General features: G+C 58.6%; 9 protein-coding genes. All 9 read left to right on the top strand.

What is annotated here, in order from left to right; translation table 11 throughout:
* Window positions 1-231: 231 nt before the first annotated feature.
* The 9 genes from ACVIGB_RS49755 (at window position 232) to ACVIGB_RS49795 (ending at window position 21,506) form a co-directional block, all read left to right on the top strand.
* A complete protein-coding gene (locus tag ACVIGB_RS49755) occupies window positions 232-2,358 on the top strand; it encodes a type I secretion system permease/ATPase (RefSeq protein WP_456723720.1) in 2,127 nt (708 codons plus the stop codon).
* Window positions 2,345-3,802: an HlyD family type I secretion periplasmic adaptor subunit gene (locus ACVIGB_RS49760; RefSeq protein WP_456723719.1), complete on the top strand. Its 1,458-nt coding sequence runs from the start codon at window positions 2,345-2,347 to the stop codon at window positions 3,800-3,802. The genes ACVIGB_RS49755 and ACVIGB_RS49760 overlap by 14 nt, the downstream gene beginning before the upstream one ends.
* A gap of 156 nt (window positions 3,803-3,958) precedes the next feature.
* Window positions 3,959-4,726, top strand: a complete 768-nt coding sequence (locus ACVIGB_RS49765; protein ID WP_456723718.1) for a hypothetical protein — start codon at window positions 3,959-3,961, stop codon at window positions 4,724-4,726.
* Between the two features lie 35 nt (window positions 4,727-4,761).
* A complete protein-coding gene (locus tag ACVIGB_RS49770) occupies window positions 4,762-15,777 on the top strand; it encodes a calcium-binding protein (RefSeq protein WP_456723717.1) in 11,016 nt (3,671 codons plus the stop codon).
* Window positions 15,778-15,969: 192 nt separating this feature from the next.
* Window positions 15,970-16,152, top strand: coding sequence for a hypothetical protein (locus ACVIGB_RS49775; RefSeq protein ID WP_456723716.1), 183 nt, complete (start codon window positions 15,970-15,972; stop codon window positions 16,150-16,152).
* Between the two features lie 616 nt (window positions 16,153-16,768).
* Complete coding sequence (locus tag ACVIGB_RS49780) at window positions 16,769-17,065, top strand: HU family DNA-binding protein (RefSeq protein WP_456723715.1); 297 nt, start codon at window positions 16,769-16,771, stop codon at window positions 17,063-17,065.
* A gap of 836 nt (window positions 17,066-17,901) precedes the next feature.
* Complete coding sequence (locus ACVIGB_RS49785; RefSeq protein ID WP_456723714.1) at window positions 17,902-18,534, top strand: acyl-homoserine-lactone synthase; 633 nt, start codon at window positions 17,902-17,904, stop codon at window positions 18,532-18,534.
* Between the two features lie 108 nt (window positions 18,535-18,642).
* The gene (locus ACVIGB_RS49790; RefSeq protein WP_456723713.1) at window positions 18,643-19,074 is read left to right on the top strand and encodes a hypothetical protein; all 432 of its coding nucleotides are present in this window, start codon (window positions 18,643-18,645) and stop codon (window positions 19,072-19,074) included.
* A gap of 374 nt (window positions 19,075-19,448) precedes the next feature.
* Entirely contained in the window at window positions 19,449-21,506 is a 2,058-nt protein-coding gene (locus ACVIGB_RS49795) for a primary-amine oxidase (RefSeq protein WP_456723712.1), read from the top strand.
* The last annotated feature ends 160 nt before the right edge of the window (window positions 21,507-21,666 follow it).

A 21,666-nucleotide genomic window follows, 5' to 3' on the forward strand; every position in this document is an offset into this window, starting at 1 on the left:
TAATGCTGCATGTGGCTCTAGTGCGAGTGTCGCGATGACGGTCTCCGTGCGTTGGCAACGAATACTCCAAGATGCAAAGAGAGTTGGCTCAAGGTTATTCTCGTTTGATTTCTCTGCGTTCTCCGCGCTGCGAGTTCTCACTCAATCGAAAGTCTCTATCTGTTTCCGTTTTACTGACGAGAAAAGAAAGTGTAGGAGTCCAAACGCACGACTTTGGGTGGCATGAGGAATATGGAAGCGATAAGTCCGGATTCGGGCCTGCAATGTCTCGCGCTTCTTCTCCGGTTCCATCAGGTCTCGGTCGATCCCGCACAGATCGCACATCAGTTCGCCGGCCGCGCAATTGGTGTTGCCGAGATGCTGCGTTGTGCGAAGCAGTTGAAGCTCCGGGCCCGCGCAGTCAAGGAGACCTGGACAGGTCTGACGCGGTTGCCGTTGCCGGCGATCATTCAGCGACGAGACGAGAGCTTTGTCATTATCGGCAAAGTTACCGAGGACGATGTTCTCATCCAGGATCCGCTTGAGCGGCGGCCGCAGGCCCTCAAGCGCGCCGACTTCGAGGCAAGCTGGAACGGCTCCGTCGTCCTGATGACGCGGCGCGCCTCGCTCGCCGATCTCGCGCGCCGCTTCGACATCACCTGGTTCCTTCAGGCGATGCATAAATACCGGCGGCTGTTGACCGAGGTCCTTGTCGCATCGTTCTTTCTGCAGCTGTTTGCGCTCGTCACGCCGCTGTTCTTCCAGGTCGTCACCGACAAGGTGCTGACGCATCGCGGATTCACGACGCTCGACGTCCTGGTCGTCGGCCTCATTACGGTTTCCATCTTCGAGACGGTTCTCGGCGCGCTGCGAACCTATGTGTTCTCCCACACCACCAACCGGATCGATGTTGAGCTCGGCGCGCGCCTGTTCCGGCACCTGATCGCATTGCCGATCGGCTATTTCGAGGCCCGGAGGGCAGGCGACTCGGTGGCCCGCGTGCGGGAGCTGGAAAACATCCGCAACTTCCTCACCAGCTCGGCGCTCACCCTGGTGATAGATCTTGCCTTCACCTTCGTGTTCCTCGCGGTGATGTTCTACTACTCGCCGTTGCTGGCCTGGATCGTCGTCGGCTCGTTTCCGTTCTACATCGCGCTATCTGCCGGCGTGACCCCGATCTTCCGGCAGCGGCTCGAGCGGAAATTCGACCGCGGCGCGGAGAACCAGGCGTTCCTGGTCGAGAGCGTCAGCGGGATCCAGACCCTGAAGGCGATGGCGATCGAGCCGCAGATGCAGCGGCGCTGGGAAGAGCAGCTCGCCGGCTATGTCGGCTCCAGCTTCGACGTCCTGGCGCTCGGCAACTGGACCAGCCAGTGCGTTCAGTTCATCAGCAAGATCGTCACGGCACTGACGCTCTATTTCGGGGCCCATCTGGTCATCGAGGGCCAGCTCACCGTCGGCGAGCTGGTTGCCTTCAACATGCTTGCCGGGCGGGTCGCGCAGCCTGTGCTGCGGTTGGCGCAGCTGTGGCAGGATTTCCATCAGGCGCGGGTCTCGATCGCGCGGCTCGGCGACATTCTCAATACGACGCCCGAGCCGACATTCGATGCTGCGCGCGCCGCGCTTCCGCCGATCCAGGGCAATGTCACGTTCGAGCACATCGATTTCCGCTATCGCATCGATGCGTCGCTTGCTCTGCACGACGTCTCGCTCAAGGTCTCAGCCGGCCAAGTGATCGGCATCGTCGGTCCGTCCGGTTCGGGAAAGTCGACCCTCACCAAGCTGCTGCAGCGGCTTTATGTGCCGGAAGCTGGCCGGGTCCTGATCGACGGCATCGATCTGACGGTCGCCGACGTCGCCTGGCTGCGGCGGCAGGTCGGCTCCGTCCTGCAGGAGAATGTGCTCTTCAATCGCTCGATCCGGGACAACATCGCCTTGGCCGATCCCGGCATGCCGATGGAGCGGATCATTGCCGCGGCCGAGCTGGCCGGCGCCCATGAATTCATCCTCGGGCTGCCCGATGGCTACAACACTGTGGTGGGCGAGCGTGGCGCCAGCCTGTCGGGCGGGCAGCGTCAGCGGATCGCGATTGCGCGGGCGCTTGTCACCAACCCAAGGATCCTGATTCTCGACGAGGCGACCAGCGCGCTCGACTATGAGAGCGAAAGCATCATCCAGCGCAACATGCGCCGGATTGCCGCGGGACGTACCGTCTTCATCATTGCGCACCGGCTGTCGGCGGTTCGCCAAGCCGACCGGATCATCACCATCGAGGGCGGGCGGCTGGTGGAGGATGGCACCCACGACGAGCTGATCAAGCAGGCGGGCCGTTACGCAACGCTGCACCAGATCCAGGCGGGGCTCCATGTCGTTGGCTGATGCACCGCCCAAGAGCCAAATGACGGCGGACGTGGTTCCGTTCCGCCGGCCGCGGGCCGACACGGCGCGCCAGTTCCTGCCGGCCGCATTGGAGATCATCGAGACGCCGGCCTCGCCCGTCGGACGCGCCATCGGCTGCACGATCATCCTGTTCTTCGCCATCGCCGTCGCCTGGGCAACGTTCGGCCACGTCGACATCATCGCGACAGCTCAGGGCAAGATCGTGCCGACCGGTCGGTCGAAGACGATTCAACCGCTCGAGGCGGGTACTGTCTCGGCCATTCACGTCCGCGACGGCGACCAGGTCGCGGCCGGGCAAGTGCTGATCGAGCTCGATCGCACCGTCACGCAGGCCGAGAAGCGGCGGGTCTCCCAGGACCTGATCCTGGCGCAGCTCGACGTCGCGCGGCTTGGTGCTCTGCGGGACAATTTCGAGCGGTTGGACGGTGCACGAGAGATATCCGCGCCAGACGGTGCCTCGGAGCGCGATCTTGCGCGGACACGCGCCGCGATGCAGGCGCAGGCGGCTGAACAGCTCGCCAAAATGGCATCGATCACGCAGCAGATCGAGCAGAAGCGAGCCGAGGCGGATTCCATCGCAGCGGCCATCGCCAAGATCGACGCCTCGCTGCCGATGGTCGAGCAGACCGCGAATATACGCCGGCAGGCAATGCAAATTCAGTACGGCAACCAAATCGCTTATCTCGATGCGCAGACGCGCTTGGTCGACCAGCAGAATGAGCGTGTGGTCCAGAATCGAAAGCTGGTGGAGATCGAGGCGGCACGCCGCGCGCTGGAACAACAGCTTGGCCAGACAAAATCGGGATTCGAGCGGCAAGTACTGAGTGATCTTTCCGACGCGCAAAAGAAGGTCGAAGAACTGGGGCAGGACCTCGTCAAGGCTGAACGCAAGATGAGCGAGCAGGTGCTGCGTGCCCCGATCGACGGCACGGTCCAGCAGCTTGCGCTGCATACGATCGGTGGCGTGGTCACTGCGGCCCAGCAGCTGATGATCATCGTGCCGGCCGACAGCCGGATCGAAGCCGAAGCGATGATCCCGAACCGGGACATCGGGTTCGTTCGTGCGGGCCAGTCCGCCGAAGTGAAGATCGATACGTTCAACTTCACCCGATATGGCCTGCTGCAGGGCAAGGTGACCAGCGTGTCGCAAGACGCCATCGTGAGAGATAAGCCGAGTGACAAGAACGCCTCGCAGAAGAAGGCTGGCGCACTCTCGGACTCCAGCGAGCCCGATGGGCAGGAGCTCGTCTACGCCGCGCGGATTTCGCTCGATGGGACCAAGATGCAGATCGACGACAGGCTCGTCAACCTTGCGCCAGGCATGGCGGTGACGGTCGAGATCAAGACCGGCACGCGCCGGATCATCGAGTACCTGATGTCGCCGGTGATGCGTTATAAGCAGGAAAGCTTGAGAGAGAGATGATGCGCATTAACGCGAGTGGTCGGCACGTCATAGTGAAACAAGCGAAACCCTCGTTCCGGGTGGGTCCAAATTTCCGGTTCTCCTGTTTATCGCGCATGTCGCTCCAAAAGCGCGATGGGCTCTCATCAATCAAACATCGAAAGAGGGGGCATCTCCATGAATAGCTCAGACACGTCACCCTCGTTCAAGATCAGATCTACGGTTCCGGGAGGCCGTCGCGGCCTTAAGGAGTGGTCCCACGACGAACTGTCTTCGCTGGTCGCATCCTATCGATCGAACTATCCCACAGAGTGGGTGGTCTATCTTGAATCGGAGAACGAGCGTGGGTTCATCACAAATTCCATGAACGATCACATCGTTACGCATTTGCGCAGCTCGGTACCGAGGCTTAGTGCTCCACACTATCGCGCAGGTGCAGTTGATTTTCGCTTTTTCAACGAGCACGATTTCGGGTTTCGTTTGTGGCGACCTGAGCAGCGAGCCGTTCGTACAGAGAACTACCTAGCTTATCTCAAAGACGCGCATGCGCACCACCAATCGATATATGCAAATGGGGACGTCGAGTGGACCGCGAAACAGATCGACAGCTTCCTCATCTTTCTTGAACAAAGTGCGTCGGAGTTCTGGACGCAAGTTTGCGCGGACTATAACGAATTCGGATTCGTCGATGGAGCGTCGGTAATGGCGGAATTTCGACGGCTCGCCGCTGCAGTATTCCCAATTCCTGAAGATCTCGAGTCTTCCACCATTGGAGGCGCGGTAATCGACGAAGCAAATCGGGTTCGTCCCTTCGAGATGCTGAAGCCGGAGAATCGAGAGAGCAGAGTGCGACTTAGGACCAGCTGGATGGCCGAGAAGAGTTCCATGCCGTTTGCGGAATGGCGGACGCACGCAAGAGAAAAGCTACGCAACCAAGAACACTGACGACTTTTGGCGCAGGGGCCGGATCTGGGGGGCAAATGGGACAGGTAATTTATCTAGATGCGGATGCTATCGATAACGCCATCGTAGCCGGATCGAACGCAGGGAATCCTACGGCGATCCTTGATCTATGGGCTAGTTATGCTCAACAGATGGGCGCCCAGATAAGGATCACAGATAAGGTCGTCGATGAAGTTGGACCTCCGGGATCTGGCCTCGAAGGACAGACTCTTTCCGACTGGATGAGCCGGAACGGAACTGTCGCACAACCGACGACCCTTCCAGCCGGGACTTCGAATCCCGGGGAAGCGTCGATACTTTATGACATCAAGACCTCGGGAATATCCCTGTCTGACGTCTCCATCATCAGCGACGACAAGAAGTTCGGCAACTTTTCAAATCTGGATAAGATTCGATTCGTCCAAGACAATTTAGGCCTGACAGGGCCGGACGCGGCGGCCGTCGCGTCGGATTTCATGCGCAACGCAATTATGAAGGGAGCCGAAGCTCTCAATGTTTCGGCGCCTTCAACGGGCTTGGCGTTCTCTCAGTTCGAATCTCTGGTAAATGCATATCAGCAGATCTCCCTCTTTGATCCGGCCAATCCAAGCTTCAACGGGCAGCGATTTTTGCCGCAGTTGGATTATGACTCGGTGAAGAGCATTCTCGATCGCCTCTCCGATGGCGGGCCGCTCAAGTTCGGCGGCGTCGATCTTACTCCGTTAGACGCAGTCGGTATGGCTCGGCTGATTGCTCAATCTTCTCTTAATGGCTTTGCTGGCGATATCAATGCTTTGAAGGGGGCGTTAGGTACGCTCGGTGTTGCGGCGATCATGGTGGATCTAATTTTCACCGTGAACGCAATCGTGGCCGCGAACAACAGAGGCGATTCCGATAGCGCTGTTCAATTGGCGTCGGAATTTGCGGGAAGGGTCGCTCTAGGAATTGAGGGCGCCGTCATCGGTGATGCTTTCTTAGCTGCACTTGGAGGGCTTGCCGGCGATGCGCTGACGATCGCAATTGCCGACACCGCGATTGAGGGAGCCCTACTAGGCGTGCGGTTCGGGCCACTCGGAATGGCGATTGGTGGCCTGATTGGCGGGGTGGCCGGCGCAATTCTCGGTGGAATGTTTGGCAAGGACTTGGGATCGAATTTCGCCAAGTATATAGCGAATCCATTTTTGCGCACGCTGCACGACCCGATTATCGTCGATTTGAATGGTGACGGAATTCATCTTTCTGCGCTGGACGGGTCAACCATTCATTTCGATTTCGGCGGTGACGGCTTCGCCGAGCGAACCGGTTGGCTCTCGCCGGCGGATGGCTTGTTAGCCATCGATACAAACGGAAATGGTATCATCGACAACGGGCTCGAACTGTTTGGGTCTCCCGAACAGGACGGACTTGCGATCTTGGAAAAGTTGGACTCGAATGTCGACGGGAAAATCGACTCGCTGGATCTGGACTTTGGGAAGCTGAGAGTATGGCGAGACATCAATCAGAACGGCGTCACGGATGCCGGCGAACTGCAGACGCTTCTCGAAGCAGGGATAACGGCGATCTCGCTTGATCGCGTCAAGCTGAACGGGACGAACGAAGGGCATGGCCTCGGGTATCAGGTGTCGTTTACCCGAAACGATGGAACCACCGGCGCAGCCCAAACGATCTACTTCCAGACAGACGCGCAGCAGACGATTCCAGATCCAACTCCGAACTTTACACCGGCGGATGGGGTCCTTGGATTGCCGCAGCTGCCAGGTTCAGGACTAATCGCGAACATCGCTTTCAAGGCGACCAATGATGCGAACTTCAAGGCAGATTGGACGTCCTTGGCGGACAATGCGGGCAACCTAAGCCCGGCCGAGCTTCATGAGAAGTTCGCAACTATGTTGCTACGTTGGGCCGAGGTCGATGGAATTGATCCAGGCAGTCGGGGGCCATACATCGACGCTCGCCATTTGGCATTCTTGGAAAAATTCTATGGCCAAACCTATCGTTGGCTGGAGTATGGCGAAGAGGCAACAACCGCCCCGCGATCCGAGAACGTCGGCCAGATACTTGAGGCTGGCTTCCAAAGCCTAGCTAAGGTTTATGAAACGCTCTTTCTTTCACAGCTGGGAGTAACCGCTCTTTTGCGGGGTACCGGCGATCTGTCGACGCTGGCTCGTAATCCTTACTTCTTTTATGGCCTTCTCGACCTTGGCGGTCATCAGGCTGGGGATACGTTACCAGACACCCCTGGGAATGTAGGGGCGGTCATTGATTGTATTGTCAACACGTCGTTCCTTACGGCAGGAGAGCGGATTTCCTATCTTGTCAAGGCGTTAAGCGGCTTAGACGGAATGATCGTCCTTGCGTTTGAAGGCAACAAGGAATTGTACGTCACGACTGCTATGCCTCACTTGTCGGCTATTGCTGACGATACCGTTCGGAGCATTGCAACTCACATTGTAGATGGCACCGCCTTCTTTGGAACGGTGCAAGCGGAAAGTATCAACGGCACCTCTGGCCAAGATGTGTTCATCGGTGGCGGTGGCGGCGACGCCGTCAATGGTGGTGCAGGCAGCGACATCTACATTTATAGCAAGCAGGACAGCGATCTCTGGATCAAGGACAACGGGCCGGCAACGGACATCGACAGGCTCGTACTCACCGATCTGAATTCAGCGGACCTTACGTTCGACCGGATCGGCGACGACCTGTTGATCCGCGTAACGGGTACGGAACGAACTGTATCCGTCGAGAGCTTCTTTGCCGAGCAAGGCATCGACATTCTGCGCTTTGCCGACGGGACGGAATGGGATCGCACGCAGATCAAGAATGCAAGCTGGTACCGCGGCGATGGATACGGCAACGCGATCACAGGTTCCGCAGGCAATGATGTCATTCATGGAGGCAAGGGAGACGACCTGATCCGGCCGGGTGACGGCAATGACACCATTTTCTACGGTCGGGGCGATGGATACGACACGGTCGATGATTGGACCGATTCGACCGGCGACCGGCTCATTCTGACGGATATCAGTCGTTCTGACGTCGAGTTGTCGCGCGTCGGGAACCAGCTTCTCATCAAGATCCTCTCGACGGGCGAGGTCATCAACGACCTCAACTTCTTCAGCCATTCGTCATCCGCTGATGACTGGCGTAGTCATGCGCCAGGGATCGACAGTATCACATTTGCCGACGGCGTAACGCTCAACCGCGATCAGATCCAGCAGCAAGCCTGGTTCCGCGGAGATGATACCGGCAATTCGCTGGTCGGATCGCGGCTGGATGACGTCATTCTGGGAGGGAAGGGCGATGACGTGCTGGACGGCAGCGACGGCGCCGATCTTTATCTCTGGCAGAAGGGCGATGGCAACGACCGTATCGTCGACAGTTTGTCTGCTGGAGACGTTCTGCGACTGAGTGACGTTTCGCCGGACAATGTCCGCCTCTCCAGCCAGGGAGACACCCTGCTAATCACGATTCTGTCGACAGGGGAGACAATCCAGATCGACAATATGCTCAACAGTGTCCGCAATCTCCATAACGACTGGAACATGACATCCTGGGGCATCGAGTCGATCGAATTTTCGGGAGGCGTGACTTGGGATCGGAAGGCGATCTTCGAGCGTCTGGGCAATGACTATCTCGGGCGGGATATCAAGTCGTTTTCGTTCTATCGCAACGTCGATGGGACGCAAACGCTGATCTACAGCTATTTCTACGACGAGTTCGGGCACTACGGGGACGCCTACGGACAGTATCATTTTGGATCGAACGACTCCTATCGCGGGTTTGTCGACCGTGATGGTCACGACTATTGCAACGATATTATCAACGGAGATTTCGACATCGGAGGTGACGGGAGCTTAAACGGGGCCGGCAACAACACACTATCCGGACTTGGTGGTAATGACCTCCTGATCGGTGGCCTCGGGGACGACATTCTGGATGGGGGCCGGGGAGACGATATTCTCTGGGGCGACCGCAGTCTTCTCAGTGGAGTTGACGGCAACGACGTTCTAATTGGTGGGGACGGCAATGACGAGTTGCACGGTGGCGGCGGTCTCGATCAACTCATTGGCGGGGACGGCAATGATTACCTGTATGGAGATGCCGGAAAAGACTACCTCGATGGAGGAACGGGAGACGACACCTTCGAGGGCGGCAAAGGCGACGATGTCCTCACCAACTCAAACCATGGTTTCGAGAACGGCAGCGACACCTACATCTATAGCAAGGGCGACGGCAACGACACGATCGATGATGGGGCAGTAGCGTCAGGTGGTACCACGCTTTCCGATACCCTCGTCCTGAAGGACATCAATCCCGCCGAAGCCGTGTTGAGCCGCGTGGGCAATGATCTCCTGGTTTCAATCAAGGAAACAGGCGAGACGATTCGGATCGCCGGCCAGTTCGCTGACGACTTTCATGCTCCTGGTCAGGGGCTCGAGTTTATTCGCTTCGCTGACGGTACCGAATGGGATCGTGTTCGCATTCAGCAGGAAGCCTGGTACCACGGCACTGACGGGCGGGACGTGATCAATGGCAGCACCTGGAACGACACCTTCGAGGGCGGCAAGGGTGACGATCTCATCTCCACTTCAAATCATGGTTTGGAAGACGGCAGCGACACCTACATCTATAGCAGGGGCGATGGCAACGACACGATAGCTGACAGCGCCTCGGGTGGAAACACGCTTCCCGATACTCTTATCCTGAAGGACATCGATCCCGCCGGGGTCGAATTTCGCCGTGCCGGGAATGATCTCCTGATCACGATCAAGGACACCGGCGAGACGATCCGGATCGTCTCTCAGTTCGTTGACGACTTCCATGCTCCTGGCCAGGGGATGGAAATTATTCGCTTCGCCGACGGCACCCAATGGGATCGTGTGCGCATACAGCAGGAGGCATGGTATCGCGGCACTGACGGGCCGGACGTGATCAACGGCAGCACCTGGAACGACACGTTCGAGGGCGGCAAGGGCGACGATCTCATCTCGACTTCAAATCATGGTTTGGAAGACGGTAGCGACACCTACATCTATAGCAAGGGCGACGGTAGCGACACGATAGCTGACAGCGCCTCGGGTGGAAACACGCTTCCCGATACTCTTATCCTGAAGGACATCGATCCCGCTGGGGTCGAATTTCGCCGTGCCGGGAATGATCTCCTGATCACGATCAAGGACACCGGCGAGACGATTCGGATCGTCTCTCAGTTCGTTGACGACTTCCATGCTCCTGGACAGGGGATGGAAATTATTCGCTTCGCCGACGGCACCGAATGGGATCGTGCGACGATCGCAGGCTCGATGTTCGTATTCTTTGCTGGAACGCCGGGAGACGATGTAATCATCGGCTCGGCGCTGTCCCAAAATCTCTACGGTGAGGCCGGCAACGACATCATTGATGGCAAGGCAGGCAGCGATCTCCAGTATGGCGGTTTGGGCAATGATGTTTTGATCGTCAGCGAAAGCGCCCCTGGGGACAAGGATGATCTGGATGGTGGCGCAGGAATAGACACCGCGGACTTCAGCGCCTTCGGCGCCGCTGTGTTGATCGATCTCGTGAACTTCCAGAAGGAAGCGCAAACGACCGACGCCACGACTCTGACCGTTGGCACTCTGCGAACGATCGCCCAGATCGAGAGCGTGGAGAATGTGGTCGGGACGGCCTTCGACGATCAGATATCCGGCGATGCTGGAGCCAATCTGCTGGTCGGCGGCGCTGGTTCCGACATTCTGGATGGGCGTTCCGGCGATGACGTGATCGAAGGCGGCGACGGTGCGGATACGTTGTCCGGCGGAATGGGTGATGACCGTCTGTCCGGCGGAGCTGGTGCCGACGTTCTCAATGGCGGCTTGGGCCGCGACGTCCTTGACGGAGGATCAGGCGACGACGTCCTGTCCGGCGGTGGCGATGCCGATACGTTCCTGTTCGGCCCGGATTTCGGCAACGATCGTATCACGGACTTCGTGCCGGGAGCCGGGGCGACGATTCAGTTTGACCGCGGCGTCTTCGCAGATTTCGATGCGGTGATAGTGGCGGCGAGCCAAGTCGGGGCTGACGTGGTGATCGCGGCCGGGGCTCATGGTACGTTGACCTTGACCGGCGTCAACCTCACGGCGCTCTCGGCCGCCGACTTCAGTTTCCGTTGGTTCGACAATCTCGCTCCAACCGGTATTGCGCTTGCAGGTGGCCAAGTTCAGGAGAACGCTGCCGGCGGTACCGTCGTGGGAACGCTGTCGACCAGCGATCCGAATGTTGGTGACACTCACACCTATGCGATTGTGGGCGGTGCGGCCGACCTGTTCGAAATCGTCGGCAATCAGATTCGCGTCAAATCGGGAGCCGCGATCGACTTCGAGGCAACCCCCCAGCTATCGTTGACCATTCGTTCCACGGACGCGGATGGTCTTTCGATTACGTCGACGGTCAATATCGCAGTGACGGATGGACCTGATATCTTCACCGGCACGTCCGGTAATGATGTCTTGACAGGCGGAGTAGGCGCCGACGTCTTGCAGGGATTGGGCGGGAACGATCGTCTGGTCGGAAAGTCCGGAAGCGATCAGTATTTCTATGCGGCAGGCGACGGCGACGACCGTATCGTAGAAGCCGGCGCGGAGAATGACATTGATCGCCTGGTTCTTTCCGCCGGAATCGCTCCGGAAGATGTCCGCGTTGGCCGCAGCTCGCTCAGTACCAAGGATCTGGTTCTCCGCATCGGTACAACGGGCACGATTACCTTGGAGGGGCAACTCGCTGAAGCGGCGGGATCGGGGATCGAGCGGATCGAGTTTGCCGACGGAACGGTTTGGGATCGAAGCGCAATCGTTAGCCATCTTGAGGATGGATTGATCTTCGGCACATCCGCTGCCGAGCGATTGACTGGATCCAATGCATCGGAAACCTTCGAGAGCAGCGGCGGGGGCGACACGCTGGAAGGGTACGCAGGAAGCGACGTTTATCGCTTTGGTGCTGGCTCAGGCAATGATGTTGTCATCGAAGACAATGTCGACGGCACAGACCGTGTCGAGCTTATTGGGCTCAATCCGAATGACATCGAAACGCTGCGGAGCGGTAACGACCTCGTCCTTCGTATCCTTGCGACCGGTGAGACGCTCACGCTGCGGAATCAGTTCGCCTGGGCTCAATCCGGCGTCGAGCAGATCGTTTTTTCTGACGGGACCAGCTGGGGGAGAGCAGATTTTGCTGCTCGAGCCGAGCAACGCGGCACGGACGGCAATGATCAAATTGATGGTACGAATGGAGACGACTTGCTGAACGGTGGTCTCGGTCAGGATGTGATCCGCGGCTTCGCAGGCAGTGACACCTATCTGTACCGTGCCGGTGATGGAAACGACATGATCGATGATGGAGCGGATCAGGCCACCGAGATCGATACACTTCGGCTGATCGACATCGCGCCGAGTGGTGTCACCTTGACCCGCTCTGGTGAAAACCTGCTTGTCCAGGTCGTGACGACGGGGGAGATTGTAACCGTTGCCGGGCAGTTTAGATTAGGCACGTCCTATACGGGCGTCGAGCGAATTGCCTTTGCTGACGGCACGGTATGGGATCGGGCGACCATCACAGTCAATGCCTGGATGCGCGGAACCAGCGGCAATGATTCACTGTCGCTGCCTGCTGACGGCGTGACGGTCGATGCCGGCAAGGGAGATGACACGATCAGCGTCTCTGGAGCGGGCAGTGATACGATCAAGTTCGCCAAGGGCGATGGCCACGATATGCTTGATAATCCGGGATCAGGCTATCTAAGGGGCGACACGCTCGAACTAACCGACATTCTTTCCTCCGAAGTCCAGCTCACCCGCTCCGGCGATCAAATGGTCGTCACTGTACTGTCGACGGGCGACAGCTTCACGATCAAGTATCAGTTCTCGGGTGATGGCAATTCCAAGGGGATCAGTCATCTCAAGTTTGCTGATGGAACGGTCTGGGATCGCGCAACGATTGCAGCGAATGCGGCGGTCCGCGGAACGAGCGGCAACGACACCATCAGTCCGCCCGGAGACGGGACGACCATCGTTGCTGGGCTGGGTGATGACAGGGTCGTGCTGACAGGGACAGGTGCGGATCGCATCTTGTTTGCGAGAGGCGATGGTCACGACACCCTTGACAACAGCGGTAGCGGCTACCAGCGCAACGATACGCTGGAATTGAGCGATATCCTGCCGTCGGAAGTTCAGTTGAGCCGATCCGGCGATCAGATGATCGTCAAGGTACCGGCGACCGGCGACAGCGTCACGGTACTCTACCAGTTCTTCAATGGCGGCAGCTCGGTCTACGGCATCAACTATATCAGGTTTTCGGACGGGACGATCTGGGATCGCGCGACGATTGCGGCCAATTCGCCGGTCCGTGGCACGAGCGGTAACGACACCATCAATCCGCCAGGCGACGGGACGACCATCATTCCGGGTCTGGGCGATGACAAGGTCGTGCTGACAGGGACAGGTGCGGATCGCATCTTGTTTGCGAAAGGCGATGGTCACGACACTCTCGATAACAGCGGTAGCGGCTACCAACGCAACGATACGCTGGAATTGAACGATATCCTGCCGTCGGAAGTTCAGTTGAGCCGATCCGGCGATCAGATGATCGTCAAGGTGCCGGCCACCGGCGACAGCGTCACGGTGCTCTACCAGTTCTACAATGGCGGAAGCTCGGTCTACGGCATCAACTATATCAAGTTCGCCGACGGGACGATCTGGGACCGTACGATGATCAACACGACCGCTGTCGAGTCGACGCCGGGATATATTGTCGTGCTGGGTACCGGCAATCAGCTGGTCAACGGCGACGGCAAGCAGCACCGATACGTCTATTCGACCGATGGTGGAAACGATGTGATCAATGACGCCAACAGTCAATCGGCGCTGCTGATGCAGAACATCGCATCAACCGGGGTGACGCCGTCTCGCAGCGCCGGCAGCGATGACGTTGTGCTGACCGTGAATTCGACCGGCAAGACGGTGACGCTGAAGGGCGAGGTGTCCCAGTATAACACCGGACTGTCGGTCAGCTTCTCCGACGGCGTCAGCTGGACCACGGATCAACTCAAGCAAAAGCTGCTGGATCTGGGGAGCGCGGCCAATGGCGGTTCGGTCTACGGCTTTGATGCCCGCAACGACACGCTGGTGGCTGGCCTCGGTGACAAGTACCTGAATGGCTTGAGCGGGGCGGACACCTATATCTACACCTCGGCCGGCGGCAACGACGTGGTCGACGATAACAACGGGGGCACGCTGGTGATGCCGGACATTGCCTCGACCGGGGTGACGCTGTCGCGCAATCTCGACAGCTGGGATGTGGTGCTGACGGTGACCTCGACCGGCAAGACCGTGACGATCAAGAACGAGTTTTCGCCTTACAACAGCGGTCTCGGCGTCAATTTCTCCGACGCCAACTGGACCAAGGATCAGATCGAGCAGAAGTTGCTGGACCAGGCGAGCGCCGCCAATGGCGGATCAATCTATGGCTTTGATGGCCGCAACGATACGCTGGTAGCCGGACTTGGCGACAAATATCTCAATGGCAAGGATGGTGCGGATACCTATATCTACACCTCGGCCGGCGGCAACGACGTGGTCGACGATAACAACGGCGGCACGCTTGTGATGTCGGACATTGCCTCGACCGGGGTGACGCTGTCGCGCAATCTCGACAGCTGGGATGTGGTGCTGACGGTGACCTCGACCGGCAAGACCGTGACGATCAAGAACGAGTTTTCACCTTACAACAGCGGTCTCGGCGTCAATTTCTCCGACGGCAACTGGACCAGGGATCAGATCGAGCAGAAGTTGCTGGACCAGGCGAGCGCCGCCAATGGCGGATCAATCTATGGCTTTGACGGTCGCAATGATACGCTGATAGCCGGGCTCGGTGACAAGTACCTCAACGGCAAGGACGGTGCGGACACCTATATTTACACCTCGGCCGGCGGCAACGACGTGGTCGACGATAACAACGGCGGCACGCTGGTGACGTCGGACATTGCCTCGACCGGGGTGACGCTGTCGCGCAATCTCGACAGCTGGGATCTGGTGCTGACGGTGACCTCGACCGGCAAGACCGTGACGATCAAGAACGAGTTTTCACCTTACAACAGCGGTCTCGGCGTCAATTTCTCCGACGGCAACTGGACTAGGGACCAGATCGAGCAGAAGCTGCTGGACCAGGCGAGCGCCGCCAATGGCGGATCAATCTATGGCTTTGATGGCCGCAACGATACGCTGGTGGCCGGGCTTGGCGACAAATATCTCAACGGTAAGGATGGTACTGACACCTACATCTATGCCTCGGCCGGCGGCAATGATGTGGTCGACGATAACGGTGGCACGTTGGTGATGCAGGATATCGCCTCCACCGGGGTGACGCTCTCGCGCAACACCAGCAATTACGACGTCACGCTGGCAGTTATCTCGACCGGTAAAACCATCACGCTGAAGAGCGAGTTGTCGCCGTACAACAATGGTCTTGGTATCAACTTCTCCGACGGCGTCAGCTGGACTAGGGATCAGGTCAGGGATGCCGCCACAACCTTCACTTGGGTTGGCTCGACGTCCAATGCGACCTTGACCGGAAATGCCTACGGCACAAACGTGTTCCAGTTTGGTGCTGGTCCGGAGGTGGCAAACGGAGGGGCAAGGAGCAATTTCTACCAAGTATCATCTGGCACCGGACAGGTTGCGATCAACCTTCCAACCGCGACAGCCTCCAAGAACGAGCTCGATTTCGCTGGCGGGATCAACGACGACCAGCTCTGGTTCGAGAGGTCCGGCGACAATCTGTCCGTGGATCTCCTTGGCACCAACACAAGTGTCACCGTCAATGGCTGGTTCTCCGGCGCCGGCTCGCAGCTGCAGGAGATCACCGCCGGCGGCCTGAAGATCGACAGCCAACTGTCGCAGCTCGTCCAGGCGATGGCCACCTACGCTGCTAATAACCCGGGCTTCGATCCGACCAGTTCAAGCGTCCACACTGTGCCGAACGACGCAAGCCTGCAAAGCACGATGTCTGCGGCTTGGCACGCATAACACCGGGTGAATGGTAGCCCTCGGAATGTCTGGCGGGCGCGGTAGCCGTTTGTGGCGCCGCGCCCCACGGCGAGGCACAACAATCCGGCAACGTTACCTGCCATTGTCGTCTCGCTCAGAACCCGCACTCTTGCCCTGGCGTGCAGACTCACCGTAACTCGGAGCGACTGCATCTTGACTGGGGACTTGCGGATGAATCGGTCGAATGAGCTGCCGGACATTGGCTACGCACTAATGGTCGATGGCCAGGTGAAGACGGAGTTCCTGACGAGAGAGGGCGCCGAGGCCGGCGCCAGGGATCTGAAGCGCCGCTTTCCGGTGTTGCAGATCCGGCTGTATGACGCCGAGGCGAAACAAGCCGAGGAGACCGCCTGACCTGCCGATCCTTTGTGAAGACTAGCCAGTCTGATGCCAGCGATCTTGGCGGCGCTTGGACCGTTGCGGCGCCTGCATTACGTTCACGTGGACAACCTGAGCGTGGTGTATTCGCCGGGAGTCGCAGCTGCGGACGACCAGCTGCGCCGAAAGTTCTCGTCCCCAACAAGCGAAAACCTGAAAGGCCGAAGGCCCTCGTCGCTGCCATCGCGGAGGCCATATTTGTCCTGGAAGGGGAATTCCACAATAACGCATCCGCGCAATCGGGGAGCGGCCGGGTGCTAAGTGCTGCGCCGCCGTGGCTAGCTGCACTCGGTGGCCGTTGAACTTCATCATGCCCTCGGCCCGATGCGGGCGACGAGACTGGCTCCAAGGCTCATGACTGGCCAATCAGCCCGCTCTCAAAGCTGATGTATGCGAGTACCACGGAGACGCCGATACTTTGCAATGCAACTACGGAACCGGCGCCGAGCAGTAGCTTGCGTTTTGGACTCTAGTGGGTTCTAAGCCCGTAACTTCATGACCGCTGGTTAGAAGGCGCTATGCGCGGCTTGACCGCGCTAGAGGCGGAGTTGCATCGCAACTCGAGCGCACCAAACCAAAAAGGTATCCCGACATGGCGAAGATGACCAAGAAACAACTGATCGACGCAATAGCAGAAGGCACGCAACTTGCGAAGGTCGACGTAAGGTCGGTCATCGAGCACATGGCGACCGTCGGGTACAAGGAACTGAACGGGTCTGGTGAGTTCGTCATACCCGGATTTGTGAAAATGTCAGTCGTACAAAGGCCCGCGACTGAAGCTCGCAGCGGCGTAAATCCGTTCACAAAAGAACCGATGGAATTTGCGGCCAGGCCAGCCAGCAAGTCGGTCAAGGCGTCGCCTCTTAGAGTCGCCAAGGACGCGGTTTAGACTAATCGGGCAGGCGACGGGCATCGAGCAGGATTGTCCGGGTCATCGCCGGTCTCAAAATAGATGTGGTCCGGGAGCCTTCCGGGCATTTCGCATCGCCAGTTTCGTAGCCGCTCAATCCGACCGCAAGGCTCTGCCCGCGCAGCGTTCGTGCGGATCCAGCTGAGGTTGCCCATCGAACGGTGACTGGTCCATCGCGTTTCTGGATCACGTCGCTCAGTTTGCGGAGGGGGAACTCGGCTGGGTGGATTTGCTGAACGCGATTTGGCCTTAGACGGCTGCGGCGCGCTTCCTCGACCGGGAGGGCCGGTCAATTGCGGCGAATCGGCCGGTGGCCCGCCTCGAGCAAAGGCCCGAATATGGCCGGACGTCATAGGCGCGGTGAGATCGGCGACTTTCTTGTCGACCAGAATCTAGATTGGCTATTGCGCGCGCAGGGTGCGGGTCAGTCCTTTGGACCTCGTTGAAATCGCTCGCAGAAGCGTGACTGTCGCAAAGACTGTGGTCAGCGCCCGGAGCAGTCTTGAGCCCGACGAGCGATGGCGGGCAAGCGAGACCTTTGGAGGAGATTTTCTTAGCCTAAGTGCGCAATGGACTTCGAACCTGTGGGGCTGGCGTTTGGCCCCGTTTTTCTGCCCAGGGGTTTCGATTTCTGAGTGATGACTACCCGCATAGACAAAGCAGGTACCTGCGTTGTGGACCAGCGATTACTGCTTCCTGCTTGATCTATTTGGATCTCCTAGCTGGCTCCAGCTTGTCTCCTGTAGAATTTGACAGGCGAACCAGCGGTTGCACTCTGGTTCTATGATCTCTGTGTCATTTTGCGAGAGGTCACGATGAAAGCCGTTGCGCTTAGAAGCAACCAGTTTGGTCGCCACCTTGGTCTGCTCAGGGCCATGTATCAACTGCGCGGTAGGGTCTTTCAGGATCGCCTGAACTGGAATGTGGTCGTCTCCGAGGGGCTCGAACTTGACGTCTTTGATGCGCTGAATCCCTTCTATCTCCTGGTGCTATCGGACAACGACGATGTCGTCGGATGCGTCCGACTGCTGCCGACTACGGCACCAACGATGCTCGGAGAGACATTTGTAGCGTTGTTGGATGGCCAACCCATGCCACGTAGTGAGACGATTATTGAGAGTTCTCGCTTTTGCGTCGATACAAATCTGGGCGAGATGTCGGCTCGACATGGCTTGAACCGTGCCACGTTCATGCTGTTCGCCGCGATGATTGAAGGTATTCGCGCCCTTGATGCAAAGTCGATCGTGACTGTAACCGATTTGCGAATGGAGCGAGTCCTGCGGCGTGCAGGCTGGCCGCTTGAGCGCATCGCGTCACCGCGACCGGTTGGCACGACCATGGCGCTCGCAGGCTATTTGCACGATTCAGATGAGGTGCTGGCAGCGATGTATCGCCAAGCACGTGTTGCAGGGCCGGTGCTTGAGGCATCGCTGAACATTCAGACCTGAAACAGACTTATGCTGGCCGACCCGCGTCATAGCCGCGTCTTGCTGATTCATCCTGCGCGCTGTGTAGCATACGAAGCTGCGCAGAATTCGGAGGGGTGGCTGAGCAGCATGTCATTGCTATCCGCGGCTCACGACATCTTCGGCATTCGTGCCTGCGTCGTTGGGGCAAACGATGCCACGGGACTGGCAGAGAGTGACTCGTTCTTTTCTGTCGTAGATGTCGATCCTTGGCGCCTGTGGCGGGATGGTTCGCACGCGCTGTCGTTCGCAACGGGGGAGGCCGGCATAGTGTTCCTTGGAGGCGCATGGCTTGAGGAGGATGTGCTGATTGCAGCCCTTGAAGCGGGTGCTCAGGGATATGACGTTCGCGTGCTTGCGGATCTCTCGGTGCCGAGGCGGGAAGCCGATCGCCCGCTCGTCTTCAACCGGCTTGCCTTGCATGGCGTTCCAACCATGACGGTTCGGCAGGCGCTTCTCGAATGGGCGCTGTCGTGCGACGGCCCGGCGGCGATGGGCAGGGTGCGGCAGTTGCTGTCCTGACAGGGCGCGCCGCGCGAGGCTTCGTGAACCGCGTCTGCTGTCGTGGTACGGCGTTCAACTTGTTCCCGGGCGGCGTGCCGGCTAGCAGGTGCCGTCCTGGTTGCGGAGGATCTGCCGTTCCTGCGGCGGCGAGCGGCGTGGAGCTTCACGGGAAGCCGCATTGGATGGTGGGTCAGGATGATCGTCGATGTGCCGCGGCTGCCTTCCTGACGGTGGATGCTAGATGCGTGGCAGTTCGCGAGCGGGTCAGTAGGCTGGACAAACATAACAACTGTTGTGTAAACAATGCTTCGATTCCGGGACGATGGCTCTCCTACGGAGGGGCGCCGGGTCCGAGACGGGACACTCGCTGCGGGCGACATGGGGAAGTCAGAATGGACAAATCGAGACACCCGAGTGAAGGACAGCGGCCGTTCAAGCATCCGCTCGATCCCCTAGATCCTGAGGAAATCAAAGCCGCTTGCGACGTCGTCAAAGCAAGCGCGAGCGAATTGGATAGCTGCCGGTTCCCGGTGGTGCGTCTTGAGGAGCCAGGTAAAGAGGAACTCCTCCGCTTTGCGGACGGTGCACCTCTCCCTCGCTTGGCGTTCGTCCTCACGCTGGACATTTCCACTGGCGCGGCGCACGAGCACATTGTTGACGTGGGTGCGCGATCCATCAGGGAAACGCGCCGTCTGCCCAATACGGAGGCGCCCTACGGTCAGCCGCCGATCATGCTTGAAGACGTTGTGCGCTGTGAGGCGATTGTGAAGGCAGACGCCGGCTGGCGTGCCGCAATGCGCCGCCGCGGTCTGACCGACGAACAGATGTCCTTGACTCAGATTGATCCATTTTCGTCTGGATTCTTCGACAACGAGTTTGAACGCGGCCGCCGGATCGTCCGTGCGGTGAGCTATTTCAGGGATCATGCTCAGGACAATGCCTACGCACGCCCGATCGAGGGGGTTGTTGCGGTCGTCGACCTCATTCTTGGGCGCGTGGTCCATCTGGTCGATGATGATCCGGTCGTCCCGATTCCGAGCAAGAAGAGAAACTATGCTGGCCACTTGAATACTTCGCCGCGACCGGGCGTCAAACCTCTTCATATCGAGCAACCCGACGGTCCAAGCTTCAACGTCGACGGGTGGTCCGTCGAGTGGCAAAACTGGAGTTTTCGGATTGGTTTTACGCCGCGCGAAGGACTGGTGCTGCATCAACTCGCGTATCGGGACCAGGGCCGGAAACGTCCGATCATCCATCGTGCGAGCGTGACCGAAATGGTCGTGCCTTATGCGGACCCCTCGACCAACCACTACTGGAAATCCGCATTCGATGCCGGCGAATATGGTTTGGGGATGCTCGCAAACGCGCTCGAGCTGGGCTGCGACTGTCTCGGCAACATCCATTACTTTGACGTGTCGACCGCATCGTGCTTCGGCGAGCCGCAGATCATGAAGAACGCGATCTGCATGCATGAAGAGGACTATGGCATTTTATGGAAGCACTACGAGTTCCGTAATGGCCTATTTGAGGTCAGGAGATCCCGTCGGTTGGTGATCAGCTTTTTCGCGACCGTCGGGAATTATGATTATGGCTTCTACTGGTATCTTTACCAGGACGGGACGATCCAATTCGAGGCGAAGCTGACGGGAATCATCCAGACGGCAGCAATTATGCCGGGCGAAACGTATCGTTGGGGAGGGATGATCGATGACAGTCTAGGTGGTCCGACGCATCAACATTTCTTCAATGTCCGCATGCACATGGACCTTGATGGGGGCGGAAATACGGTGTCGAAGTATGAGTTCGTACCGCGGCCCTGGGGCATGGAGAATCCTCATGGCAATGTGTTCGATGTCAAATCGCGCCTTCTCACGCGCGAGCTGGACGCTCCTTCCAATGCGGACGGCGAGCGTGGCACCTATTGGAAAATCGTCAATCCCACCGCTATCAACTCCGTCGGGAAGGCAACCGGGTACAAGCTGATCGTCACGCCCGGTCCGCTGATGCTTGCTCAGGAGGGCAGTTCAGTCCACAAGCGGGCCGGTTTCGCGACCAGGCATGTCTGGGTGACCGCCTATGACCCTGCGGAGAAATACGCGAGCGGAGACTATCCGAATGTTCATGCCGGGGGAGATGGCCTTCCGCGATACATTCGGCAGAATCGCAATATCGATAACGCAGACATCGTCGTGTGGCATACCTTCGGCCATACCCACGTCTGCAAACCTGAAGATTTTCCGGTTATGCCGGTTGAGTACGCTGGATTTACGTTAAAGCCGAACGGTTTCTTCTCTGCCAATCCAGCTAATGATCTTCCTCCGGACCGAAACCGACGAAGCGTTCGCAGCGATCTCGAAGCGGGAGGGCCCAGGCGATCTGCAGACCAGCAGGGGGCTTGCTGCATGCCAGCGAGCGGAGCAGCCGAATTGTCATCGGGGGCGTCGACGTAAGCGAAGTCGGCGGGTGGCGCCTCGTTCAACAGTGCGCCGGTTTGCATTGATGAGCTGGGCGGCGCCCTGGGAAGCATTGCCTTGCCAAACGGGACGCGGAGGTGCTGTCGACGACGCGACCCAGGCTTGCAGGTCTCGTCGGTTAGCGGAGTTGGATCGC

The organism is Bradyrhizobium sp. USDA 4341 (assembly GCF_054063755.1).